The sequence below is a fragment of the Chlorogloea sp. CCALA 695 genome, assembly GCF_003003885.1.
Taxonomy (GTDB): domain Bacteria; phylum Cyanobacteriota; class Cyanobacteriia; order Cyanobacteriales; family Chroococcidiopsidaceae; genus Aliterella.
In genome coordinates this window covers 68,156-93,480 of record NZ_PVWN01000007.1, presented here as the reverse complement: position 1 = coordinate 93,480, position 25,325 = coordinate 68,156, and the positions used below count along the sequence as shown (strand labels likewise).

At 40.3% G+C, this 25,325-nt stretch carries 27 protein-coding genes; 14 read left to right on the top strand and 13 right to left on the bottom strand.

Features of this window, described 5'->3' with window-relative positions; translation table 11 throughout:
- The first annotated feature begins 83 nt into the window (after positions 1–83).
- The 5 genes from C7B70_RS05980 to C7B70_RS05960 all read left to right on the top strand — a co-directional run bounded on the left by C7B70_RS05980 (position 84) and on the right by C7B70_RS05960 (position 5,751).
- Complete coding sequence (locus C7B70_RS05980) at positions 84–1,253, top strand: glycosyltransferase family 4 protein (protein ID WP_106368147.1); 1,170 nt, start codon at positions 84–86, stop codon at positions 1,251–1,253.
- Positions 1,250–2,188 carry a glycosyltransferase gene (locus C7B70_RS05975; RefSeq protein ID WP_106368146.1) on the top strand — a complete coding sequence of 313 codons (939 nt, stop codon included), beginning with the start codon at positions 1,250–1,252 and terminating at the stop codon, positions 2,186–2,188. The genes C7B70_RS05980 and C7B70_RS05975 overlap by 4 nt, the downstream gene beginning before the upstream one ends.
- Positions 2,189–2,487: 299 nt before the next feature.
- A complete protein-coding gene (locus C7B70_RS05970; RefSeq protein ID WP_106368145.1) occupies positions 2,488–3,438 on the top strand; it encodes a glycosyltransferase family A protein in 951 nt (316 codons plus the stop codon).
- Between the two features lie 190 nt (positions 3,439–3,628).
- A complete protein-coding gene (locus C7B70_RS05965; RefSeq protein ID WP_106368144.1) occupies positions 3,629–4,615 on the top strand; it encodes a glycosyltransferase family 2 protein in 987 nt (328 codons plus the stop codon).
- Positions 4,612–5,751: a glycosyltransferase family 4 protein gene (locus C7B70_RS05960; protein WP_106368143.1), complete on the top strand. Its 1,140-nt coding sequence runs from the start codon at positions 4,612–4,614 to the stop codon at positions 5,749–5,751. The genes C7B70_RS05965 and C7B70_RS05960 overlap by 4 nt, the downstream gene beginning before the upstream one ends.
- 6 nt (positions 5,752–5,757) lie before the next feature.
- On the opposite strand, the gene C7B70_RS05955 is transcribed toward C7B70_RS05960, so the two are convergent.
- The gene (locus C7B70_RS05955; protein WP_106368142.1) at positions 5,758–6,897 is read right to left on the bottom strand and encodes a hypothetical protein; all 1,140 of its coding nucleotides are present in this window, start codon (positions 6,895–6,897) and stop codon (positions 5,758–5,760) included.
- A 335-nt stretch (positions 6,898–7,232) separates the two neighbouring features.
- Between C7B70_RS05955 and C7B70_RS05950 the strand changes: the two genes are divergently transcribed.
- Positions 7,233–7,622: a hypothetical protein gene (locus C7B70_RS05950; protein ID WP_106368141.1), complete on the top strand. Its 390-nt coding sequence runs from the start codon at positions 7,233–7,235 to the stop codon at positions 7,620–7,622.
- Between the two features lie 3 nt (positions 7,623–7,625).
- On the opposite strand, the gene C7B70_RS05945 is transcribed toward C7B70_RS05950, so the two are convergent.
- Positions 7,626–9,125, bottom strand: a complete 1,500-nt coding sequence (locus C7B70_RS05945; protein ID WP_106368140.1) for an Ig-like domain-containing protein — start codon at positions 9,123–9,125, stop codon at positions 7,626–7,628.
- 280 nt (positions 9,126–9,405) lie between these two features.
- Between C7B70_RS05945 and C7B70_RS05940 the strand changes: the two genes are divergently transcribed.
- On the top strand, positions 9,406–10,116 hold the full coding sequence (locus C7B70_RS05940) for a DUF4142 domain-containing protein (protein ID WP_233220830.1): 711 nt from the start codon (positions 9,406–9,408) through the stop codon (positions 10,114–10,116).
- Between the two features lie 135 nt (positions 10,117–10,251).
- Complete coding sequence (locus C7B70_RS05935) at positions 10,252–10,848, top strand: 2OG-Fe(II) oxygenase (RefSeq protein WP_106368139.1); 597 nt, start codon at positions 10,252–10,254, stop codon at positions 10,846–10,848.
- 1 nt (position 10,849) lies between these two features.
- Here the strand turns inward: C7B70_RS05935 and C7B70_RS05930 are convergent, their stop codons facing one another.
- The 3 genes from C7B70_RS05930 to C7B70_RS05920 form a co-directional block, all read right to left on the bottom strand.
- Positions 10,850–11,605 (bottom strand): TIGR03943 family protein, encoded by a 756-nt coding sequence (locus C7B70_RS05930; RefSeq protein ID WP_106368138.1) that lies wholly within the window; start codon positions 11,603–11,605, stop codon positions 10,850–10,852.
- A 15-nt stretch (positions 11,606–11,620) separates the two neighbouring features.
- Positions 11,621–12,637, bottom strand: a complete 1,017-nt coding sequence (locus C7B70_RS05925) for a permease (RefSeq protein ID WP_106368137.1) — start codon at positions 12,635–12,637, stop codon at positions 11,621–11,623.
- 112 nt (positions 12,638–12,749) lie between these two features.
- A complete protein-coding gene (locus C7B70_RS05920; RefSeq protein WP_369831820.1) occupies positions 12,750–13,292 on the bottom strand; it encodes a L,D-transpeptidase in 543 nt (180 codons plus the stop codon).
- 299 nt (positions 13,293–13,591) lie between these two features.
- Here C7B70_RS05920 and C7B70_RS05915 point away from each other — a divergent pair, with 299 nt between their 5' ends.
- Complete coding sequence (locus C7B70_RS05915; RefSeq protein ID WP_146134012.1) at positions 13,592–14,236, top strand: hypothetical protein; 645 nt, start codon at positions 13,592–13,594, stop codon at positions 14,234–14,236.
- Between the two features lie 80 nt (positions 14,237–14,316).
- Here C7B70_RS05915 and rimM read toward each other — a convergent pair whose 3' ends face one another.
- The 3 genes from rimM to C7B70_RS05900 all read right to left on the bottom strand — a co-directional run bounded on the left by rimM (position 14,317) and on the right by C7B70_RS05900 (position 16,980).
- Positions 14,317–14,943, bottom strand: a complete 627-nt coding sequence (gene rimM / locus C7B70_RS05910) for a ribosome maturation factor RimM (protein ID WP_106368135.1) — start codon at positions 14,941–14,943, stop codon at positions 14,317–14,319.
- Positions 14,940–16,235: a valine--pyruvate transaminase gene (locus tag C7B70_RS05905; protein WP_106368134.1), complete on the bottom strand. Its 1,296-nt coding sequence runs from the start codon at positions 16,233–16,235 to the stop codon at positions 14,940–14,942. The genes rimM and C7B70_RS05905 overlap by 4 nt, the downstream gene beginning before the upstream one ends.
- Positions 16,236–16,356: 121 nt before the next feature.
- A complete protein-coding gene (locus tag C7B70_RS05900; RefSeq protein WP_106368133.1) occupies positions 16,357–16,980 on the bottom strand; it encodes a hypothetical protein in 624 nt (207 codons plus the stop codon).
- Between the two features lie 244 nt (positions 16,981–17,224).
- Between C7B70_RS05900 and C7B70_RS05895 the strand changes: the two genes are divergently transcribed.
- The 3 genes from C7B70_RS05895 (at position 17,225) to ilvD (ending at position 21,591) form a co-directional block, all read left to right on the top strand.
- Positions 17,225–18,400 (top strand): PEP-CTERM sorting domain-containing protein, encoded by a 1,176-nt coding sequence (locus tag C7B70_RS05895; protein ID WP_106368132.1) that lies wholly within the window; start codon positions 17,225–17,227, stop codon positions 18,398–18,400.
- Positions 18,401–18,583: 183 nt separating this feature from the next.
- Positions 18,584–19,762: a PEP-CTERM sorting domain-containing protein gene (locus C7B70_RS05890; RefSeq protein ID WP_106368131.1), complete on the top strand. Its 1,179-nt coding sequence runs from the start codon at positions 18,584–18,586 to the stop codon at positions 19,760–19,762.
- A 143-nt stretch (positions 19,763–19,905) separates the two neighbouring features.
- Positions 19,906–21,591: a dihydroxy-acid dehydratase gene (gene ilvD / locus C7B70_RS05885; protein WP_106368130.1), complete on the top strand. Its 1,686-nt coding sequence runs from the start codon at positions 19,906–19,908 to the stop codon at positions 21,589–21,591.
- Between the two features lie 34 nt (positions 21,592–21,625).
- Here ilvD and C7B70_RS28690 read toward each other — a convergent pair whose 3' ends face one another.
- The 4 genes from C7B70_RS28690 to C7B70_RS05870 form a co-directional block, all read right to left on the bottom strand.
- Entirely contained in the window at positions 21,626–21,793 is a 168-nt protein-coding gene (locus C7B70_RS28690) for an FAD-dependent oxidoreductase (RefSeq protein ID WP_369831823.1), read from the bottom strand.
- Between the two features lie 61 nt (positions 21,794–21,854).
- Positions 21,855–22,538, bottom strand: coding sequence for an FAD-dependent oxidoreductase (locus C7B70_RS27565; protein WP_106368129.1), 684 nt, complete (start codon positions 22,536–22,538; stop codon positions 21,855–21,857).
- Between the two features lie 54 nt (positions 22,539–22,592).
- The gene (locus tag C7B70_RS05875) at positions 22,593–22,910 is read right to left on the bottom strand and encodes an FAD-dependent oxidoreductase (protein ID WP_146134011.1); all 318 of its coding nucleotides are present in this window, start codon (positions 22,908–22,910) and stop codon (positions 22,593–22,595) included.
- Between the two features lie 41 nt (positions 22,911–22,951).
- Entirely contained in the window at positions 22,952–23,212 is a 261-nt protein-coding gene (locus C7B70_RS05870; protein WP_106368127.1) for a hypothetical protein, read from the bottom strand.
- Between the two features lie 41 nt (positions 23,213–23,253).
- Between C7B70_RS05870 and C7B70_RS05865 the strand changes: the two genes are divergently transcribed.
- Entirely contained in the window at positions 23,254–23,814 is a 561-nt protein-coding gene (locus C7B70_RS05865) for a hypothetical protein (protein WP_106368126.1), read from the top strand.
- A 507-nt stretch (positions 23,815–24,321) separates the two neighbouring features.
- The gene (locus tag C7B70_RS05860; RefSeq protein WP_106368125.1) at positions 24,322–24,726 is read left to right on the top strand and encodes a response regulator; all 405 of its coding nucleotides are present in this window, start codon (positions 24,322–24,324) and stop codon (positions 24,724–24,726) included.
- Between the two features lie 112 nt (positions 24,727–24,838).
- Here the strand turns inward: C7B70_RS05860 and C7B70_RS05855 are convergent, their stop codons facing one another.
- Positions 24,839–25,210, bottom strand: a complete 372-nt coding sequence (locus C7B70_RS05855) for a DUF2294 domain-containing protein (protein WP_106368124.1) — start codon at positions 25,208–25,210, stop codon at positions 24,839–24,841.
- Positions 25,211–25,325 lie beyond the last annotated feature (115 nt).

The window sequence follows — 25,325 nt, the reverse complement described above, 5'->3', positions numbered from 1 at the left end:
TAAGACGGACACTAACATGATTAAAGTAAGTTTGTAAAAATTGGCAATAGTTAGTAATTACTAGATAGGAAAAGTATATATTTATGCGAATAGCCTATTTGACTAGCTACGATGTTCTAAATTCAGCGAGGTGGTCTAAACAGAAAGCTGGTCTTTGCGGTGCAGGCTATCATTTAGCTAAAACCTTAGAGTCTCAATCTACACACCTAGATTATCTCGGCCCGTTAGAAGAAATTAAGCCATCATTTAGGCATAAATTGAAGTGGCACTTGAATCAAAAGCTATTCAACAAAGACTATTTCTACTTTTTAGAACCATCAATCCTAGAAAAATACAGCGCTCAAGTGTTGCCGAAACTGGCTAAATTTAACTCCAATGTGGTGCTGTGTCCAGAGAATAGCATTCCTCTTGGTCACCTTGAATGCAAGCAGCCGATTGTACTGTGGACAGATGCACCACTATGTGCATCTATCGATTTTTATCCTTGGTTGAGTAACTTAGCGGCGGAAACTCGTGATCGCTTATATGCGATGGAAAAGCTGGCATTAGAAAGATGCGCGTTATTGATTTTTTTGTCAGATTGGGCGGCTCAAACAGCCATTGAAACCTATCGCATCGATCCTGCTAAAGTTGCGGTAGTTCCTTGGGGAGCTAATTTAGAGACTAATCGCGACTTCGAGGATATCAACAATATAGTAGAAGCAAAAAACAACGAATGCTGCAAGCTACTATTTATCGGCGTGGACTGGATTAGAAAGGGTGGAGATATCGCCTTTAAGATAGCTGAGGAATTGAACTCTAGGGGAATAGAAACGGAATTAACTGTAGTTGGTTGTAAACCTGAAGGTGAAGCTCTTTTACCTAGTTACGTGAAAAAGTTAGGTTTTATCTCCAAGTATACACGGGAAGGCTTAAATAAAATTAATAAGCTATTTGCTGAAGCTCATTTTTTGGTTTTGCCTTCGAGAGCAGACTTTTCTCCGCACGTTTTTTGTGAAGCTAATTCCTTTGGACTACCTTGTATTGGTACGCAAGTAGGAGGGATTCCAACTTTAATCAAGCACGATCTAAATGGCAAAACATTTTCCCTAAATGCAAATATTGCTGAATACTGTAATTACATTGCCTCACTGATGAACAATTACAAAGATTACAAACAATTAGCCCATTCTTCATTTAACGAATATCAAAGTCGCTTAAATTGGTCGGTCGCTGGGCAAACAGCTAAAAAATTAATTCAGGGTGTATTATGATTAACAGTACGCCAATTATCTCTGTAGTTATTCCAGTTTATAATGGTGCAAAAACAATTAAAGAAACGATTGAATCGGTTTTGCAGCAGACTTATCAAAGTTTTGAAATAATTGCGATCAACGATGGTTCTACTGATGATACTTTAGCAGTTATTAATAGCATTCAAGATCCGAAAATAAAAGTATTTTCTTATGCAAATGCTGGTTTGTCTGCAAGTCGTAATCGCGGTTTTGCCCGTGCTTGCGGTGAATTTATTGCTTTCTTAGATGCTGACGATCTTTGGACTAATGATAAATTAGAGTCACAATTAGAAGCTTTGCAACAAAGCCCACAAGCTGCTGTTGCTTATAGCTGGACTGACCATATTGATGAATATGGGCAATTCTTAAGACCAGCTTCTTATACTTCCTATAGTGGGAATATCTATGAACGGCTTTTAGTCGGTAATTTCTTAGCTTGTGGTTCTAATACTTTAATCCGCGCCCAATCTTTGACTCAAATAGGTGGATTTGATGAATCCCTAAATTCCGCAGAAGATTGGGATATGTGGCTGCGATTGTCAGCTTTGTATGAATTTGTGGTTGTGCCTCGTCCTCAAGTTTTATACCGAATATCTCCTTCCTCTATGTCTACCAATATTTCTAAAATGGAAATAGCCTCTTTGCAAGTTATTGAAAGAGCTTACAACCAAGCACCGAAATCTTTGCATTACCTCAAAAAAGAAGCTTTGGGCTTTTTGTACAAGTTTTTAATGTCTAAAGTATTACAAGACAGCGTAAAACGTCAAAGAGGTTTAAAAGCAGCTAAGGTACTGTTTAACTATCTCAAACAAGACTCATCTTTGTTGCAGTCAGGTAGGTTAAAACTATACCTTTTGTCTAAGGTTATTACAGCAAATTTATTACCATTTTATCAAAATACAATCGAATGGTGAAACATTAATAATTGATTCTTCAAAGAAGAATAGCCCTGGCTTGAGCGTAAAAGCGATCGCTCTTAACCACTCCTAAGTATTTTTATGCAATCTTCATAATTAACTTGCACAAACTTTATATGTTGTTTCTTACTAAATAAAAATGCAAGATTTATTTACATATTACTACCGTTAACTTACGTAATAAATTGAAAATTCCGTAATTTTTAGCTAACTACTAAATTTTAACTAAGTATGACTACTTAGTTATAGCGCAAATTTAATTTCAAAAGCTGTATTTTATAACAGAGAGCTATCTTATGCCTAAAGTTTCTGTAATTATTCCTGCCTATAATGCAATGACTTATTTACCAGATACCTTAAAGTCAGCGTTGCAGCAAACTTTTATTGACTTTGAAGTGCTAATTGTTGATGATGGTAGCTCAGACAATATAGTTCAGTGGGCTAATGGTTTAACGGACGAGCGCGTTAAGTTTATTTCCCAGTCCCATCAAGGTGTTTCCACTGCTAGAAATTTAGCAATTAGTAAAGCCAGTGGCGATTATATAACATTTTTAGATGCTGACGATTTGTGGAAAAGGACAAAAATAGAAAGACAAGCACAATTTTTAGACGATAATCCTACCGTAGGATTAGTAGCTACGTGGATGATGTTGACTGATGAGCAGGGAAACCCCGGAGCAGAAGTTAAGATTGACTTTAAACAAGGAAATATCAGAAAAAAACTAATTGAAATTAGCTTAATTCCCTGTGGTAGCATCCCTATGGTACGTCGAGCCTGCTTTGACAAAGTAGGATTATTCGATCCAACTTTGCGTTTTGGCGAAGATTGGGAAATGTGGACGCGGATAGCTGCAGACTATGATTTTGGGTTAATTGAAGAAACTTTAGTGTACTACAGACAACACTCAAAAAATTCATCAAAAAATTCCCAAGAGATTTTACCAGATTTTGATAGACTAATCGAAAAAATGTTTGATTTTGTACCTCAAGAAGTATTAGCTATAAGAGCTAAAACTTATGGGCGCATGAATCTTTATATAGCTTGGAAATCTTTAGAAAACGAAGACTACAGAGGAGCAAGGGATTTTTCCAATCAGGCTATTAAATACTACCCTCAATTACAATACACCAAAAACTACCTACGTCTAAAACTGCTGACTTTGGTAAAAAGTAAAGTAAATAAAGAAATTTATCATAAATTAACTAGATTTGTGCGCCAGCGTCAAAAAGTATTAGTTAATAAATAATTATCACCGCTCGGAAAATGCGATCGCCGAGCTTCAAAAGTTACTATAATATTTTCTAGGAATTTTTGCCATTGCCTAAATAATTCCACAGACTTTATCAAAACATCAAGATTTTCTGGAGAAAAGTTGGATAAGATGTTAAAGAATCGTTAGGTGAATAATCAGAACTAAAGTAAGAGGATTATAAACAGTGGCTGTAGTTGACGAGCGAGAACCTTTAGTCAGTGTTGTGATCCCAACCTACAATCGCCAAGCCTACTTGAAAGAGGCGATTTCAAGTGTCGTACAACAGACCTATAAAAATATTGAAATCATTGTTTCTGATGATTTTAGTAGCGAAAATCCCCAAGCACTCATCGATTCTTTTAACGATCCGAGGCTGCGGTTGAGACGTAACGAGACAAATTTAGGTGTAGGATTAAATACTACTTATGCTTTTGCAGAATCAAAGGGTAAGTATGTTGCCAGTTTAAATGATGATGATAGATGGCAAAAAGATTTTTTAGAACAACTTATTCCCCATTTAGAAGCGAACCCAGATGTAGTGTTAGCTTTCTGTGATTACTATGTAATTGATAGTGATGGGGAAATCAACCAAAAAACGACTGGGGAACATACCCAGAGAGAAAAACGAGAGAATTTAGAAGCAGGAATTTATAAACCTTTTCATAAACTTGGTTTAATAGATAAAGCAGTATTTAGCGCCTCGGCGGCAGTTATGCGTAAAAATTCAGTCCAATGGGATAAACTTTACGAAGCTGGAGTTTTCTGGGATTATTATATGACTTATCTTGTTTGCCGTAGCGGTCAGGGTGCTTATTATCATCCAGAAAAATTAGCTTTTTACCGCGTACACGAACAATCAGAAAATGTGATTAGCGGCAGCAAAAACGTTCAAGCGAAAATTCGTAAAGGTAAAGCAGGAATTTTTTGTTCTAAAACTTTTAGTGAAGATCCAGTTCTTCAGGAATTTAAACCTCACTTTGAACAAGAACTAGCCCATGCAAATACAACTTTAGGCATTGGTTTATTACGAGCGGGACAAGTAGCTGAAGCAAGACCTTATTTACTTAATGCGATCGCCAAACAAAAATTTAGTCTCCGTACCTTGGCTGCTTTAACTTTGAGCTATACTCCCCAGACTATAGCGCGGCAATTTTTGGGTGTAGCCAAGTGACCAGAATTTTGTTTTTAGACCAAAGCGGTAAGCCAGGGGGTGCGGAACTTTGTTTAGTAGATATTGCCAAACCCTACCGAGATAATTGTTTGGTGGGGTTGTTTGCGGACGGGACGTTTAAACAGTTGTTAGAAAAACAGCATATTCCTGTGCAGGTGTTGGCGACTAAGGCTATTGAAGTACGTAAAGAAAGCAGTTTGGCTCAGGGCTTGGGTAGTGTAAAGCAACTATTACCGTTAATTAATCGTGTTGCTACCTTGAGTCGTGACTACGATTTAATTTATGCTAATACTCAAAAAGCTCTAGTAGTGGGTGCGATCGCAAGTTTTCTAAGTCGTCGTCCTTTGGTGTATCACCTGCACGATATTTTGTCTTTAGATCACTTTAGTGCGACGAACCGCCGAATTGCTGTAACTTTGGCTAACCGTGCAGCTTTGGTTATTGCCAATTCTCAAGCAAGTCAAGATGCTTTTATCGCCGCCGGGGGGCGAAAAGATATTGTGGAATTTGTTTACAATGGCTTCGACTTAGCTTTGTACCAACAACCCGCCACCGACCTCAAACAACAGTTGGGTATAGATAAAGATCGGTTTTTGGTGGGACACTTTAGCCGCTTGTCGCCTTGGAAAGGGCAGCATATACTACTTGAGGCTCTGACCAGTTGTCCAGAAAATGTCACCGCACTTTTAGTTGGTGAGGCGCTATTTGGCGAACAAGATTACGTGCAGCAGTTACACGCCCAAGTTACCGAATTAAAATTAGAAAATCGAGTTAAATTTTTAGGTTTTCGAGACGATGTTAATTCGCTGATGGCTGCTTGCAATTTAGTTACTCACACTTCAACAGTTGCCGAACCCTTTGGGCGGGTTATTGTTGAAGCAATGTTGTGTGGTACGCCCGTAGTTGCTACCCAAGCTGGGGGCGCTCAAGAATTAATAGAATCGGGTAAAACAGGCTGGCTAGTTACACCGGGTGATGCAATGGATTTAGCCGCCGCGATTAATAATTGTATTGCTCAACCAGAACAAAGTGCCAAGATGGCTCAAGCCGCAAATTTGCAAGCAATTCAAAGATTTGATGTTGCAGCTATCAACAAACAGATTGCTCAACTTTTGAGCAAATTAGTCAAAACCTAGCTTTATTCAGGAAACAAAATTGGGCAATTCAATAGATGCTAGAGATTTTCGCCCTTTGGGAGGACGAGAGGGATACACAACCAGCGAGGGCGATGTGTGAGTCTTAACTGGTGTGTTTATGGGTGATGCTACGGGCTTTATGTCAGCTTCCGGTGCGATTTCAGCCTGTACCTCGTCCTCCGCCATTAAGCTGCTAAATAGCTCTAAATGTTCTGGAGATACCATTGGTGGGCGATCGCTATCTAAGTTATTTTGACTTGGGAGTTGAGGCTCCCAAGTTAAATCTATCGGATTACCTCCGCCTCTTGCTTGGGTCGTCCAAGGCTTAATTGACGGTGCTTTGGGCGTAAAGCTAATAGATTGGTCGCCTGTTTCCTCCGCTAATTGGTAGCTTGTGGGGGGTACTTCTAGACATTTTTCTAAAGCAGCTTTGAGTTGCAAACTGTGCTGCTGCTCTCGATTTAAACGAGTCCGCAAGTCTCGACAGTTATCTTTTTTTGCTGCTAGTTGATGAGATTGTTCATTGTAATCTGCTTGCACTTGAGTTATCAATTCTTTAGCGATCGCAAGTTCTGTTGTTAGCTTTTCAATTGAGCTAGTCTGCGTTTGAATAGTTTGATGATTGGCTTCTATTTCTTGATTTTGGGCGCTCAGTTTTGATGACGCTGCATGGAATTGGACTTTGTAAGATTCTAAATCTTGATGAAACTTGGCGATCGCACTGCTTAAATAGGTTACTCGCTCAACTAAGTTAGCATTTGATAAGTACAAATCTTCAATTAAAGCTATCGAATTAGTTGTATTTGATGGTGAAATGATTTCTTTATTTTCTCCTAACACCAAAGAACGATTAGCTTGTTGCGGAGTTTCTGGATCGATTGCTGCAAATTCTCCTTCTATTACTTGGTTCTGGATAGGCATAATTTGATTGGGTAAATCGCTGTAAATTACATTAGTTTCAATTTCCGCTACAGATTTTACATAATTCATTAATTCTTCTAATCCCCGGTTTTTATCTTTATTCCCATGTATGACTTGCTTTTGGGAATCGTCACACCTTATATTAGTTTCAATTTCTGCTATGGATTTTACATAATTCATTAGTTCTTCTAAGGCTCTGTTTTGATAGCTTTTAACTTCATTCATTGTGATTTAGTTTAGTTTTTACAAGTGTTGCTATTGACAGTATGAGCGCGATCAATTTAATACTTCTGGAAATTTGTAGCAAATATGAGATTATTAACTTTCCTCAATTTACCTGCTCTTAAAATACTTTGTTAATTAACTTTCGGTTAAATTAAACTACACAATAAATCAATTGGAGTGTCAACCGTAATTTTACTTAGAAAATTATGAATATATAGCTAGTAATTAAAATAAAGGAAGAAGTAAGGGAAAAATGCGAAGCCCATAACCGGGCGCGCCTGCACTATCGCGGGTTTTGTTATGCTGAATTATCCAAGTAAAGAGCAATTAGTCAAATGGAGCAACTAAATCGCCTGCTGTTGATGGCAGAAGACGAATTAACTGAATACAGCACTACTGCCCGGAAAATTGAGAAACTACGCCGAAAAATTGGTTTATCCGTATCCGCCGCCGAACAGAAACAGACAATAGCCGCCTTAAAAGACTCGATGCAGTCGGATTGGATTAGGCGGATTGTAGAACAACAACGCCAAACGGTAGCCTTACCCTTTTGGGGAATTGCCGGATTAGGCTTATTAGTAGGAATTTCGTTTTCTCAGCCTTTAGGGTTAGTAGCTTCAATGGGCGGTGCGATCGCAGCTTATAGAGTGCAAAAATGGGGCTGGCAATTGCAAGCAAAGCGGTTGCTAATGCAAACTTTTACTGAAATTGAAGCTCGTCAATAGCCTCTAAGGTAGCCAGCGAGGATGAAAACCTGGTAGAGGTAATTGCTCTGCTTGGATCGAGGGGGAGGTTGTGGATACAGAGGGAGCAAATAAAGGCGCTAACCATAGACGACTGGTAGCAATCGCCTCACCATCATTAGTGCGGGGAATATTGATTTGAGGCGAACTATCATTTGGGTTAGTCTCAATTTGGTCTAGTAGTATAGCCAAACCATCAGGAGATAAACTAATTTGTACGTCTCTTTGTTCGGGCATAACTATTAAGGGCGTTTGCTTGCCAGAATTAAGGTCAATGGCTGCTAAATAAGGCTGCTCTTGATAAACTTCTGCTTCAATTAACTGCGTCAACATACAGTAGAGATTTGGGAGTACAGGATGAAATAAACAGCTATTAATAGAGCCAGTAGTACGCAGCAGTTCTTTTTGCCCGCCTTTGTTGTCTACTAAAAAGAGCGATCGCGTGTAATCAGAATTGAAGCGCACCATTGCCGCTTTAGTGCCATCGGCGGCAAAGTTTAACACCATGCCAAATTTGGGCAAAAAGTCTAAAGGTTTAGTAGCTTCTTGCAAAGCCAAAAGTGCTACTCCTTGCCCTTGAGCAACGGCTACAGCGCTACTATCGGGGGTAATTATAAAATCTCCTCCTGGTTGGCTTTGCAATAATTGCGCTTTGGGGGGTTTATTGCCCGTGCCATTACGTAGTATCCACAGCCCAAAATCCCCAGGATTTTTTTTACTTACGCGCTGCACTAAGATAATTTTGCCATCGGCGGACAAATCAAACTTTAAGTTTTGGTAATCTTTGCTACTTAAAACTAATTCAACTCTGCCCAAAGGAGGATTGTTTTTTGAGGTCGGATCGGGGGCAATCCCTGTAGTAACAGTGTATAACTGAGACGGGGGCAAACCTTGAGAGCGATCGCTAAATCGTTCGGTAGCAGAAAAAAGAATTTTGTTGCCTGTGGGGTAAGGCTGAAAATCACCTACAACTAAATCTTTGGGAGTAAGGATAGTTTTACGTTGCCCGGTAAGATTGTAAACAATTAACCTACCTAATTCTTCTCCTTCTACACCCAAATAAGCAAAGGCGCGATCGCGGCTACTAAAAACGCCTTTAAAGGATTGAATAGACGTGTTATCGTCGGCTAGAGAGAACCTGTCTTTTGCACTATTTAACTGCACTTGGTAAGTAGTCCCGTAAGCAGGTGGGGATAGTAATGTATAAGCCATCTTGCGCCCAGCCCAGCTAATTTTACCTGGTAAAGCCGGATCTATTTGCAGATTTTCTTCTACACTTTTGGTATTCATCGGACGAGTGAAGTTAAGATAAAAAGCCGTATCTTCTGCCCCAACTTGTTTATTTTGCCAGCTAAAATCTCGGACGCGCGGCGCGATCGCATCGCCTTGAAATAGAACTAGCAATGTTAGTAGAGCCAGTAGAGCAATTAAGGAAATCGCCACGCGATCTAGCTGTTGAAAAAATGATTTATTATTTAGGGACATTTATTACCTCAAAATTAACCTATACAGCTTGTTAAGTATCACTGTAGGTAATTAAAAACTATATTTTTATATCTAAACTCACCCCTAGACAGAGGATGCTAACTACCAGGGGATCGCTAATAGAGTCAGGTACGTGGTTCATAGATGTTAGCTATCTAGTAAAAGGGTGATAGTTTTTACCATTGTAAAGACCATACCTAAAATAGTTAGCAAATGCGATCGCTCCTTATGACCGATACAGTTATTTAACACAAGAATCTCGAATTTTTTAGGTAAAACTATGACGATCAAACGCAACTTTGTGATGGCTGCATTTGTAGCAGTAGGATTAATTGCATCTTTGGAGTATGCCTCAATAGCGCAATCTCCCTCACCTACTACAACTCCAACTACACCTACTACAACTCCCTCACCTTTTAGCTCACCTACTCCAACTCCAACTACACCTACTACAACTCCCTCACCTCTTAGCTCACCTACTCCAACTCCAACTACACCTACAAATCCAGGCGTTCGATCTAGTTTAAGTCAGTTTGACAAACAGTTTATGGTTGAAGCGGCTCAAGGGGGAATGGCAGAAGTAGCATTTGGAAAAATAGCTACGCAGAAAGCTTCTAGCAACGTTGTTAAAGAGTATGCGCGCCGCATGGTTGTAGAACATACAAAAGCAAACAACGAACTTAAGGCTTTGGCAAAACAAAAAGGTGTAACTTTGCCAACTACCATAGGTAAAAAAAATGAGGATCTGAAACAAAAACTATCAAAGCTTTCAGGAGCGAAATTTGATCAAGAGTACATGAAAGAAGCCGGATTAAAAAGCCATACAGAACAAGCACAACTGTTTGAGCGTCAAGTAGCACGCGGTCAAGATCCAGACGTAAAAAGTTTTGCGGCTAAAACTCTCCCCGTAGTGCAAAAACATTTGCAGCACGCCCAAGATATAACAGGCGATCGCTCTAATTCATCAAATCGTCGTCCGGGTTCTAATTAACTTAGCTATTACATTTTATCCTATTCTTTGGGGTGGATAAAATGTAATAGGTAATATTTTCTGAGCTTACTTAATCTTTTCTTCAAGCTAATTAAGAAGGGGTTATAAATTTAGGATATACATTATATTTAATCTATGATTTCTACCGATGCTTGGTCTGTAACTGACTTAGGCGCAGACATTTTATTATTTGAGCAATTACTTGATATATCTCTATGCAACCATATTATCCAAGTTGCCGATTGCTGTCAGTTTCAAACGGCTGGAATTGAGCTTACAAAGGTAGAAACTCAAGTGCGTAGTAATGAATTACTGTATTTGGGTGAAACTAATTCTTTATTACAATCAACTAACCAACTATTATTAAATCGTATTTATTTAATTCAGGAAACACTTTACCAAAACTATAGAGTAAAGTTTTCTCAAATAGAAACTTGTTCAATTTTACGCTACCAGCCAGGGCAGTTTTATAAACGCCATATTGATAATTTGCTGTTAGCTAGTCGCCGCGATGAAGCGTCTCAAGGAGTACCAACTAGAGATGTAAGTATTGTTGGCTATCTTAATGATGATTTTACTGGCGGGGAGACATTTTTTGACCGCCAAAACTTGAAATTCAAGCCTCAAAAAGGTAGCGTCTTAGTATTTCCTTCTTATTACACTCACCCGCATCAATCTTTACCAGTAAAGGAAGGCTGCAAGTATGCTTTTACTAGCTGGCTATTTCATTAATTTAGTATTCGTAGGGATTCTGTGGTTCTTGAATTGGTCTAAGATTACTTGCTTGAATAGTTAATTGGCGCTTGTTTTGCAAGTCTTGGGTAATCATTTCTCCTTCTACTTCCAACCAACTATCTTGAGGGTAAGTTTGACGATTTTGGGTAAGTTTTACTGGTAGTCCTACTGGATAAGCATCCGCCGCACAACAAGTAATTACAAACCGCGATAGCAATAAGTATTCTGGGGGGAATTCTGAGGGATGAATAACAAAACCTTGTACCTTGACTTTTTGCCCAGTATAGGCATCAGGTTCGGGATAGACATTAAGAGTCCGTACCCAATCTATCAAACTCCGCTCGTCGGATCTTACGGAGGAGCGAAAAGATTGGGGTTGACTGCGGGTTGCTTGTAAAACATCGGTTACGCCGCGCTGGAGTGCGGTCTGGCTGGCAAAAACGCGGGGGGTAATAACTAAGCCTAAAATCGCTGTCGAGAGCAGTAAGGCGCTACTAAAGCCTGGTGGAAACAAGGTAAGATGCTGGGTGTTCGGGATATTTCTGCGCTTTCGTAATAAATCTAAGGCTTTTAAGCTACTAATAATTGATAAGCCAATGCCGCCAGAAATGACTAGCCAAAAATAATTACGGTGAATCAGCAAGTTAAGTTTGCCTGTATGCCAGTATCGCAGCATGAGAATACCCCAAGCAGCGATCGCAAATACATCTAGCCAAGGTAGTAAATAGTTTCGCAGTTTTTTAATTGCAGTCATTAGCGAAAGGAAAAACTAAACAATATATAAGTTGACGAGTAAAGTAAAGAAAAATGTTAGCTGCGCGGCTAAGGCGAATAAGTAAAACACCGCCCTCGGCTTAAATATTGATAACATTAACCCCAAACTTTTTAAGTCAATCATGGGGCCAAATACTAAAAATGCCAATAAAGAGCCACTGGTAAATACTGAAGCAAAGGAAAGCGCAAAAAATGAGTCTACCGTAGAGCAAATCGATACTACCAAAGCTAGTAGCATCATGGCAAGAATTGACGTAATTGGACTATTACCAAGGGCGAGGATTGCTTCGCGGGGGACAGCTACTTGAACGATCGCGGCGATCGCACTACCAATTACTAATACGGCTCCCAATTCTCGTAATTCCTGCACCGTATTATCTAATAACAACCGCAGTTTATAAGCTAAGGGTTTACTTAGAGCAGTAGCCGCTAATTGCGCCTGCATTACCGTAGCATCCATTCTGATTGGTTGCTCTGCTCCAGCTAATAAATAAGTCCCCGATTGTAGCAAGGGTGAGATAAATTCTTCAGTTTCTACAGGCGGCTTTTGCCAATTATTGGCGATTTCTGGTTGCATAATTGCACTTAGATCGGCTCCAGCGCTAAATACCCAACCGATAATAATAGCGATCGCTAACGAAAATACCACACGCAGCACAACAATTTCGGGCTGATCTCGAAAAGCCGTCCACGTTGCCCAAATTACAATCGGGTTAATAGTCGGTGCGGCGAGTAAAAACCCCACAGCTACAGGGGTGGGTACTCCTTGCAATAGCAACCGTCGAGCTACGGGTACGTTACCGCATTCGCATACCGGAAACAAAAAACCAATTAAACTGCCCGCTATTGCTCCTAATAACGGATTTTTGGGCATTTTTGCGGCTAACTGACCTTCGTTGACAAATAATAGCAGCAGTCCAGAGAATAAAACCCCCAAAAGTAAAAAAGGCATTGCTTCTACGAGCAAACTTAGAAAGAGAGTAAAAGCATTATTCAGTTGTTCTTGATTCATGCGTTTCTCACGTCCGTAGCGCCTGGGCAATTCCAGCTATTTTAGATCCAATAGCCGTAAATATTTATCTTTACAAGTATTGCTATTTCTAACTAGCATACCTTTTACCGGGTCAAGGTTTGACTGTTACGGGCGTACCAACATCTACTTGGGCGTAAAGCGCCAAAATATCTTGATTACGCATTCTCACGCAGCCATGAGACACTGCTTGTCCGAGCAGGTTTTCTTGAGGAGTACCGTGGAAGCCAATAAAATTTTTGCCATCTGTCCAAAACCCGATCCATCTAGCACCTAAAGGGTTTTTTGCTCCAGGAGGAACTAATTTACCTGTCCAGGGATGTTGCCAAATTGGATCTCTTTGCATTTCCATCACTTTATAACTACCTACAGGAGTTTCCCAGCCAGCTTTACCGATGGCTACTGGATAGCTGTTTGTGAGTTTATTTCCTTGATATAAATATACTCGGCGATCGCTCAACTTTAAAACTAAATTTGTTGTCTCTGTATTACTTGCTGGCGATAAAGTAAAGTGCGAATTGCTCGGCTTGTTTGTAACTGATTCAATGGGTTCTGCGGTAATAGGCTGGGGGTTATTTACTACTAATATTGCTGCTCCCAATAGCATTGAGATTGCAGATAATAAATTAAATTTCACTCAAATATTGCCTCATTTTTTTAAACTTCTCAAACTATCTAAATTCATTTTAGACTTATCTCGATCTATGTAATTACACTTACATAATTTTAGGTCTAGATCAAGCTATTTTTTATATCTAAATATAAAGAAAACCTCTATAGAAAAGATTTAATAATATATATACATAGGTAGATTTGATATTTTGCATAAAATCTTAGATTTAGGTGGAGCAGCTAGTTAGCTCAGCTATTAACTAAACCTTAAAGTTGTTACTAGGTGCGATGAAAAAATCATATCAAACTGAGGATATAAAAAGTATGTTACAACTCAAATTGTTGCCTGGAGCAATGCTTTTAATGTTGGCATCAATGTTATCAACGAATCCGGTTAGCGCTCAAACAGACCCAGCAAGTGGTACTGGTGGGATGCAAAATCAGATGGATATGAACACGCCACAAACCCCAAGCAGAACTAATACTCAGCCTGTACCGACTCCAATGCAGATGGAGAATCAATCAACGCCAGATTCCAACCAAATGCAGATGCAGCAGTCAACCCCAAGCTCGACGGAAACTACTACGGGTATGGTAAGTGGGACGATCAGAAGTATTGAAGGGGAAACCGTAACCATAGAAATGGCTGACGGAATGACCAAGCAAATGATGGTGTCAAGAGCAGATTTACAACGTCTGAATTTGCGTGAAGGAATGCAAATTTCCGCTACTCTAGATACTAGCTCAATGGCTTCAAATATTACTGTAGCTCAAGCAAGCACTACTACAACAGGTACAGAAGCTACTAGCAGTCAAGTAGGTAGAACTTCAACCAGCACCGAATCGACTACTTCGACAATTACTACTGAACCAGATGTTAGCAGTGACCCTACAAGAACCACCACTGAAAGCACTAGTACAACGGTTCAATCAACTCCAGCAAACCGCCCTGTAAGAGCGCTGTGGTAATTTAACTAATAAGGCGGCTATTTTTAGCCGCCTTATTAATTGTTGATGGTAATTTGAGCAATAAGTTAGCGCCAAACCTTCTAACTAAGCTCTAATAAACCAGATGGGGGGATAATTTCAATTCGCCCAGTTTCTAAATCGACGACAGGAGCGATCGCCTTTACAAAGGGAATCAAGAGATTTTTTGCTTGAGGTTTGTCTATTTCTGCCACAGGTTGCACTTCTAGTAAATCATTACCCGCCGCAATCACATCTACAACCTTACCGACAACGGCTTGGGTTAGTTGGTTAAATACCTCTAAACCAATTAAATCTAGTACATGATACTCATCTTCGCCTAAAGTTGGGCGATCGCTCTCTTTTACAAGTAACAAGCTACCGCGTAAATCTTCTGCTTGATTGCGGGTAGTTATTCCTGATAGGGCGATCGCATACAAGCCTTTTCCTTCAATATAGCGTCCGTGCATCAACTCAATGCTCTGCGGTTCCTCCTCTTGAAAGCGTAACAACCACCGCGTACCAGGAACTACAAATCGTTCGGGGAAGTCCGAATCGGGATAAACTCTCAATTCCCCTTGTAAGCCTTGCGCGGCAACAATTTTACCTATTTGCAGCCAGCCATCGGGGAGTTTTAAGTAAGAAGTTTTGGCTTTTACATTGGGAAGTTTTAAGTTATCAGGTTTTACTACAATATTTTTTTTACTCATAACTGACAACTAACACCATTACTTACTTTTTGATACACTTGCTCAGTAACTTTAGCTAAACGCTCCATTCCCGTTTTGATGTCTGCATCGCTGGCGGTGAGGCTAATTCGCAGACATTGCTGCTTGTGCGCCCATTCTTCATGTAACCCAGGAAAAAACGTACTTCCAGGGACGACAATTACCCCTACTTGCTTGAGTTGCTGATAAAATTCCCAATCAGTAATTGGCAAATCTTCAAACCACAACCAGGCAAAAATTGCCCCTTCGCCGCGATGGAGTAACCAAGGTAAGTTTTTAGGCATTGCTTGGTTTAATGTTTCTTCTAAAACTAAAAACTTATTTTGATAAAAGGGGCGAATAATAGTTGTGGCAATAGCTGCAAGCGCACCTGAATCTATAGCACGGGCAGCGATCGCTTGTCCATAGCGCGATGGATGAATGCACATATTTGTCTGGAAAGATTCTAGCACCTGAATTATCTGCTCATCAGCGATCGCAATTCCAATTCTTTCTCCTGGTAATCCAGCTTTAGACAAGCTCATACAATGGACAATATTATCGCCAAATATAGGCGTAAATTCGGTAAAGTTCAACGCCGGAAAAGGTGGCCCGTAGGCAGAATCAATGAAAACAGGTACGCTGTAATGTGCAGCTAAGTGGGCAATTTTTTTCACCTCGTCATCTGTCATCACATTACCCGTAGGATTGCAAGGACGCGAGAAAATCACACAACCTGTACTTTCATTAATTTCTAACTGACTAAAATCGGGACGGTACTTAAATTGATGATTAGCTTCATCAATATCGAGCCTTGGTTTGTAGGCTTTGAGAGCTTCAGGCGTTAAACTAACACCGCCGTAGCCTGTATAGTCGGGACTTAAGGGGAAAACAATTTGTTTGAGAGCGCCGCTTGACGTATAGCCACCAAAGACATTAGCCGCGTAAAAGTACAGCGATTGACTACCGGGAGTAATTAAAATATTGCGACTGCTTAAGTTGAGATTGTAGCGGCGATTGAAGTCATTGGCGATCGCCTCAATTAAAGGCGCGTAACCCTGACTTGAGCCATAACGACAAACAACTTCGCCATATTCAGAACTTGCTAATAATTCGGCGGTACAATCGCGCCATAGTTGCTCTACTTGGGGCAAAATTAACGGATTTCCCGCACTCAAATTAATAAATTCTTGCCCGTTACTTGCTTGCAGGGTTTCTACAATGTCTTTCATAATTGCCCTAACACCAGTCAGGGTTGACATTTGAGTACCAATTTTAGTAAGGGCGGGTTTCATAATAATTAAATAGGATTAGTTTTGACAAGTTGCGGCTGTCTGGTAGTAAATTCTGATTTTAACCACAGACAGTTGTAAGTTATATAACAGTAATTTTAAACAGTTATCTTCATTTAGTCGCTTAAATGATAGTTATTTTCGGCGTGCGTAGTAGCCAGATTAAAGCTCCACCTGTAATAGCTCCATAAATAGCTAAAGCTACAACTCCGGTTACAAGGGAACTGTAAATAAGGACTGATGTTGCTTCAGCTAGAGCGCTAAGTCCTCCACCGCTTCCAGTCACAGGTGATTCGATGGCTTTAGATACAACTCTAAATACAATCTCTCCTGTAGCTACGCTCACAGCTACACCCGCACCACTTGCTAGTATCCACGCGCTGGATAGTAAAAAATGCTGTCTTAAAACAAAATACTGAAATATAGCGGCTACAGCACCTATTACCGCCCAACCTAAATTTCTGTCTAAGACTGCGAATACAAATTGTGCAACATATAAACTAGCAATCATGCCAGCAGCAGTTACTAAAACCCAGATACCATTAATCGGAGTATAGTTTTTTAGCAATAGATATTGCGGAGTTACCCAAAGTATTCCAACTATACTTAAACCGACAAATAGACTTAAACTGTTTTGATTGCGGCTAGTAAATATCAGTAAACCTAAAATAAAACACCCAAATCCGCTTCCGAAACAAACTAGCACCCACAATATCCAAAACTTCCATGCGATCGCTACATTAGACATAAATATTTCTTATATCTGAATCACAAACGCACTTCAACAAAAAAATTTCCAAAGCACCAATAAACTTAGCAGAGGATTAAAACTCTCATTAGGTAGATTTAGTCCCTCAAAAGCTGTGTCAAGCTGCTGCTAGTCATAACTACTTACTAGCTACAGGGCGGCTCTACCCGGCACTCTTTACAATTTAAAGTTGCTGTTGAAACATTAATTGCGCGATCGCCACTTACTCAAGCAAAAACAGAGCATGAAATTACATAGTATTGGTTCAATCAGCCTAGCATTGACAGCATTTTCCTTCGTCGGACTAACTACTTCCCTACCTGCCGCCGCAGCCACTTTTTACAATGTCCTTGACCTGGGGACAATTACAGGAAATCCTAACGATTACAGTGCAGCTACAGGCATTAATGATTTAGGTCAAGTTATCGGCGTTTCACCCAATATATTTAGTGGCAGGCAGGCTTTCCGTACCGCTCCTAATAGTCCCATCGATATAACAACAGACAATGTTGGTGGTGTACAGGGAGAGACTACTGCTAATGCTATAAATAATTCAGGTCAAGTCGTTGGCACAGTTGAAGCTTTTACTAGGTTTACACTTTCCTACCGAACATCACCAAATGGTTACGTCGCAGAGCCTGGAAGTGGTATAGGCATTCTTACTGCTAACGACATCAATGAATTGAGTCAAGTTGCTGGCAGAGGCTTAGTCACCGATCCTTCTACCACCTCGCCAATTTATCATGCTGTACTTGTAAATCCTGATGATGCTGGATTTATTGACTTAGGCACTCTTGGCGGTACATTCAGCGCTGGTAACGGTATCAATAATTCAGGACAGGTTGTGGGTAGTTCAGAGACGGCTAGCGGTGAAACTCGTGCCTTTCGTACTGCCCCTAGTAGTGTGATTAATTCGGCAACTGATGACTTAGGAACCCTTGGCGGTGATTTTAGCTCGGCTACAGATATCAACGATTTAGGTCAAGTTATTGGCAGTTCAACTACAGCTAATGGTGAAACTCGCGCTTTTCTTACCGATGCCAACAGTACAATAGATGCCAGCGACGATCTCGGAACCCTTGGTGGTGACTTTAGTATCGCTTATAGCATCAACGAGTCGGGATTAGTAGTTGGTGATTCGGAACTAGCCGACGGGAGAAGTCGCGCTTTTGTATACGATGGAACCGATCTATTTGACCTCAATACCCTAATCAATGGCAATGGCTTTGTACTGACAAGCGCTAGAGGCATTAACGAGAGCGGACAAATTGCTGCTACTGGCTTTTTTACTGCTACTGGAACCTCCCGTGCTTTTCTTTTAACACCAGTTCCCGAACCAACAACGATGTTAGGCGTACTAGCTTTTGGTGCTGGTGCTGGCTTTTTGCGTAAAAGAGCTAAACAAAAGATCAAAGCATAGGGACTGAATACTCCTAGGCGATCGCCCCCAAATAAGCATAATTGAGCCACGGCTATTATTAGCTAGATTTACTGGCTGCAAAGGCATGGTAAATCTAGCTAATAATAATTATTTGACTCGATCGCTTTGAAACCTATCCAGGGTTTTCATCTGCCATAGTGATACCTCCATATCAGTACAACTATGAAATTAATCAGCAATCAACGGAGCCTTGCCCTAACAGCTCTAGCGCTAGGAATAGCCACATCTTTTCCGCACTCTGTATCGGCAGCAACATTATATTCAGTCCTCGACCTTGGCACTGTTTTTGCAGGTGACACTGTTTTTGCCACAGGACTCAATGATTTGGGTCAAGTTGTCGGCGAGTCATTTAGCGCATTTGACGTTGTAACCTTTCGCACTGCGCCCAATAGCCCAATTAACCCAGCAACCGATAGCATTACTGTTGACTTCATAACTCTTTCTAATGACATTAATAACTCAGGTCAGGTTGTTGCTACTGGAATTGGTGGATCGAGGCTCTCGTCTGGTGTCCGCACGGACATTAACGGTCTGCTCACAGATAGTCTTTTCCCTGTATTGGAGATGAATGCAATTAACGATTTAGGTCAAATAGCTGGTAGAGCTTTAGTGGCTGGTTGTAATTTTGGTTGCAGTCAGCGAGAAGTTATTAATGCTGTGCGTGTAGAAAACTCTAATACTGTAATCGATCTAGGTTCTCTTGGCGGTGTAGGCAGTCGTGGCAATGGTATTAATGAGTTAGGTCAAGTCGTTGGCAGTTCATCAACTACTGACAATCAAACTCGTGCTTTTCGTACAGCACCTAATAGTGTCATTAACTCAGCAACTGACGATCTGGAAACTCTAGGCGGTTCCTCCAGTGGTGCTATTGATGTCAACAACTTAGGTCAAGTTGTTGGTAATTCTACAACAACGGACGGTGAAACTCATGCTTTTCGTACTGCGGCTAATAGCGACATTAACGCAGAAACCGACGATCTTGGCACTTTAGGCGGGGACTTTAGTACAGCTAATGCTATCAATGAATTAGGTCAAGTTGTTGGCTCCTCGGAACTCGCCGATGGAGATATTCGTGCTTTCCTGTTCGATGAAAACACGATGTTCGATCTCAACGATTTGATTGCTGATGGTGGGAATTTTGTCTTTACTGAGGCTATAAGCATTAACGAACAAGGGCAAATCGCTGTCAATGGTTATTTTGGTGGCAGCGACCCTCAAACCTCCTCCCGTGCTTTCCTTTTAACACCCGTTCCCGAACCCACAACAATGCTAGGCGTACTAGCTTTTAGTGCAGGTGCTGGTTTCTTACGGAAAAGATCCAAACAGAAAGTAAAAGTGTAAATAACTAAATAAATCTTCTAAAGAAGCTGGGGGAGTCCTCTAGCTTTTTTGTCATAAACAAAAAAGTGCGATCGCATCCCACAACACCAAAGGACAAATATAATAAACTAACCAAATGAAGTTATAGAAAAAAGGATATAAAAATGCCCGATAATCTTAAAAGTCAAGTTGTAACTCAAGGTACAGCGCGATCGCCTAATCGAGCCATGTTGCGTGCTGTAGGCTTTACAGACGAAGATTTTACTAAACCAATTGTGGGACTTGCTAACGGCTACAGCACTATCACACCCTGCAATATGGGGATAAATAAGCTTGCTGTTAGAGCAGAAGTTGCGCTGCGAAATGCTGCCGCCATGCCGCAAATGTTTGGCACAATAACTATTAGCGACGGGATCTCGATGGGAACCGAGGGTATGAAATATTCCCTCGTATCGCGCGAAGTAATCGCCGACTCCATAGAAACCGCTTGCACTGGGCAAAGTATGGACGGAGTGTTAGCCATTGGTGGTTGTGATAAAAATATGCCGGGGGCAATGATTGCGATCGCTCGTATGAATATTCCCGCTATTTTTGTTTATGGTGGCACAATTAAACCCGGTCATCACAACGGGCGCGATTTAACCATTGTTAGTTCTTTTGAGGCTGTAGGACAGTATAGTGCCGGGAAAATTGACGAAGGGGAATTACTCGAAATTGAGCGCAAAGCTTGCCCTGGAGCGGGTTCCTGTGGCGGTATGTTTACAGCTAATACCATGTCAAGCGCCATTGAAGCGATGGGAATGAGTTTACCCTATTCGTCCACTATGGCGGCGGAAGATGAGGAAAAAGCGAGTAGTGCCGAAAAGTCAGCTTTTGTATTAGTTGATGCGATTCGTCAGCAAATATTACCCAGACAAATTCTTACCCGTAAAGCTTTTGAAAATGCAATTTCTGTAATTATGGCGGTGGGTGGTTCGACAAATGCCGTTTTGCACATGATGGCGATCGCACATTCGGCGGGAGTAGAGTTATCTTTAGATGATTTTGAAACTATCCGCGCCCGTGTACCCGTAATTTGCGATCTTAAACCTAGCGGTAAATACGTTGCTACCGACTTACACCAATCGGGCGGTATTCCTCAAGTTATGAAAATGCTGTTAGCGCATAACCTATTACACGGAGATGCTTTAACAATTAGCGGACAAACCATTGCTGAAATACTAGCAGATATTCCCGAAACGCCCCGCCCTGACCAAGATGTAATTCGTCCTTGGGATAATCCTATGTACGCCCAAGGTCATTTAGCCATTCTCCGGGGTAATTTAGCCACCGAGGGGGCAGTTGCCAAGATTACTGGAGTAAAAAAACCTATTATTACTGGTCGCGCCCGTGTGTTTGATTCTGAAGAAGCTTGCTTAAAGGCAATTTTAGCCGGGGATATTGTCGCCGGAGATGTAATTGTAATTCGCTACGAAGGTCCCAAAGGCGGCCCCGGAATGCGCGAAATGCTCGCCCCAACTTCGGCAATTATTGGCGCTGGTTTAGGTGATTCTGTAGGTTTAATTACCGACGGGCGCTTTTCTGGCGGTACTTATGGTATGGTTGTCGGTCACGTTGCACCAGAGGCTTTTGTTGGCGGCGCGATCGCTCTTGTGCGTGAAAATGACACAATAACCATTGATGCTCCTGCGCGTTCGTTAAACCTGCACGTAGATGAAGCAGAATTAGCAACTCGTCGCGCCCAGTGGCTACCACCCAAACCCCGCTACAATCGGGGCGTATTGGCAAAATATGCCCAGCTTGTATCTTCTAGCAGTATCGGCGCAGTAACAGACTTAAACCTAGGTTAAACAGTCTTTATTTTCCCCCCTTTTTCAAGGGGGGTTAGGGGGGATCGAATTTCGAGCTATTCACTCCCAAGTCTTGCAAGATTTCCCTCGCCGCTTCTTCACCACTTGCACAACCCCCCTCCATATAACCTTGCGCCTCTAGTGAACAATGTTCGCCAGCAACAAATAAATTCCCTACCCGCTCTTTTTTTGCTCCGGCGATACTCGTCCATTGCCCAACTAAAATAACCCGAATAAGAACCCTGAAAATAGGGTTATCCCAATCAATAAGCGCGAATTACTTGACTTGCAAGGCGGACATCGCTAATTCCTGGAAATATCCTATTTAATTGACTTACTAATTTTTTGGCTTGACTTTCTGGCGGTATTGTGCTTAAAAATGCGCTATATTTACCACCAGTAAAGTTAGTAATTAATCTTCGAGAACGTGAAACATAATGACTAGATTCCCAGGTACTTTGAAACTCCAAATCAGTAAAAATAGCAGCGTTTGATTGATATTTCTCTTGCCATAGGCGCTTACTATAGCTAGTAATTAGTTTCGCACTATTACCATAACCCAATCGCGCGATCGCCCTACGTTTGATTGGTGGCAAATTTACCTTACTTATAGATACTTGGCGTAAAGCCATAAAAGGCAAAGTAAGCAAAATTCGCTCGTAGGTGCGAGTAAAAGTTTTCCAACCACTACGCAAACTAACTCGATAACGTCCATCAGACAAAGTACGAATAGACTCTAGCACCATTTGAGTTTGTATAGAATTATTCAATAACTTAGCTAATCGTTGAATTATTTGCTCGTTACCGCCTGCCATTTGATAGCGTTCGTCACTTTCACCGTAAAGCTGAAATTTATCAGTTTGCGTACCAATCAAAAATAGCAAATTCAAACATGATTGTTCTGATGCTTCTCTACCGTATTTTGTAGTATAAGCAATAACCAACATTTTTTTAAAATTGGTTCAATAGAAACCGTTTCTAAATACTTTGTAATCGATAATCTATCGAACTTTTTTAGCATCTAAACTAGCAACTCGATAATTAATATCCCCATCGCCTATTGCTACTAAATCTCTTTCTAATTTCTCTGCTAGAGATACAAACCAATCAATAATTTCTTTTTGAGTTATTTTGCGATTCTCACAATACCATACCTCTGTTTCTAACCCTTTATCGCTAGTTTGTAAGTCTACAGTTTTTAAACCTAACTCTTTAGCTAAACCTAACAAGTTTTTATGACTGCTATCAAAAAATTCTCCTCCCATTTCCGCCGGAATGTCTGTACCCAAATTATACGTCGTTCTAATTCGTCCACCCAAGCTACTCTAATATCTACGGGTACTCCCGCTTGCTGGAGACGTTAACCCGCCCTTAAACCTGCAATTCCTCCACCGACAATTAACACTTTAGATGTAGTTTTTGCGATCGCTTCCTGTCTATAGTTGAAAATAGCGGTACTCAGCGCACTAGCTACAGCCAATCCCCCATCCAAAAAACGGCGGCGAGTAGTTTTAAAAGCAAAGGTAGCAATTATTTCATCGGTAGGAATACCGCTTTTTATCGAAATGTGGGCAATATTATAAGCTTGTCTTAGCGAACTAAGTAATTTACTTTTAGCCATAGATTTAGTTATCCCTCGCCAAAAATATCAATCTATCAAATATGAACCTTGCACTGCAAATCAATTGCTTACTTGGAGCAACCGTTGTCAGATGGAAACAAACAAAAGATTTTTTCCCTGCTACTACAACCAATTTTCAAGCTGCAACTCAACTATTAACAGATAAATCCTCCGCCGCAATGCAAAAGGCGATTACTTCTTCCCTTAATAATTGGCTACAGGCTCACCCAGTAGTATTTCGGATAATAAATAATATAATATGGGCAATTGACCACCCACTTATTAGCTTTGTAATCATAGTATTGCTAATTGCGATCGCTCTTAGTATATTTAAAGCAGTTAATCGCTTGCTAGAAATAGTTGGTTTATCGCTTCTACAAGCACCATTTAAGCTAATTAGCAATGGATTTAAACTTGGTTGGTTGAGTATTCGGCAGAAATTTACTAATAAAAATGTTTCGGATAAAGAGCCAAATACTATTGTTCCTCAAAATTCACAGCAGAGATTAGCAGAAATTTCTCAGAGATTACAAGTGCTGCAAACAGAGCATAACGAGCTTTTGCAAGAAGCCGCAAAAATCTTAGCTTTAAATAAAAATTGATAGCTTTAGCCTAGACCGTAGCCCTATACAAATAAAAAAATAAAATCTTTAATTTGTCAAGTCGTAAAATGCGAAGCCCGTTACCGGGCGCGCTTGCGCTATCGCAATCTCTTATCAAATAAGCTTAGAAAGGTAAGCATATCTGAGTTTAGCCAATTCTGCAAGCGATAATCGCTATTTTAAACAATTACTACCTGAAATTAATAATATCGAGAGATTTTACCCATTTTAGCTATTAAATGCTTACTTAAAGCTTTATTTAGGCACAAAAGCCCAAATATTTAATTAATTGCCAATTAAAGGTAAAATTACTAAAGTTACTTACTTTAGTTAGCTTGCTATCAATATTATTAGTTCAAAAACCGCAACCTGCTAGAGTAATTACGAGCCAGTTCATTGCAAGCGCCATCGCAGCCGTTTGGGGAATGCCTCGTCGTAGGATTAACAAAATAATCATGTTGCCTTTTAGTTTAGGCTAGTTTCTCTACGACTTTGCTTCAAATAATTATGAGTTTTCAAGATTTTTCTAGTAGCGTTACTGGCGACATCCAATCATTGATTTTAGCAGTAGATGATAACGAAGACAATTTACAATTAATCAGCGAATTATTATTAATTATGAATTGCTGTTTTATTACAGCAATTGATGGTGAGAGTGCTATAATTATGGCGCAAACTTACAAGCCAAAATTAATTTTATTAGACATGATGTTGCCGGATTTGAGCGGAATAGAAGTTGCTAATTATCTCAAGCAAGATCCCCAGACAAAAGAAATTTTAATAATTGCAGTTACTGCTATGGCAAGAAATGAAGATCGAGAGCGGTTTGCGAAAGCAGGTTGTGAAGACTGTATTATTAAGCCTTATATAATTGATGAATTAGAAGCTATGATTCGTAGATATATATCTTAGTTGAACATTTTAGATTAGAGAATTTAGATGTTAGGTATTAGGTGTTATAGTCTAGCTTACTCAATAAAACTATAAGACCAAAAACTTAAGATCCAAAGCTCTATTGTTGATACTATGGGCTGCGAAATTGCGGCGATTCTGCCAAGATAGCAATAGTAGCACTACGCCCAGTCTCTAATTTAGCATTACTGAGTAAGTCAATTACGCTGACTCCAACTATTTCTTCAATTAATGCTTTTAGTTGTGGCTGGAGAGCCTCATCTAGCTCAGAACGTACTTTTTCTGCTAACTCCTGTTGACCATTATTAACTAAGATTTGTTCTGGTTGAGTGATAGAATCTTCAAGAATAATTGCGATTTTTTCATCAAAAATTTGGCATACTACTTTACTTGGTTTGTGTTCTAATTGAGAGCGGTACAAAGATTCAATACGCTGGGATAGCGTTCTTTCTAATTGTCCGCGTGTAGGAGAAGATGGATTCATAAATATTAAAGTTCAACAAAAAATATCTATCGTTAGATAGATGATAAAATTAAACTGCAATCATTTTACGCTCAAGCAAAAAAACCTACCCAAAGATAGATTCTCACAATAATTA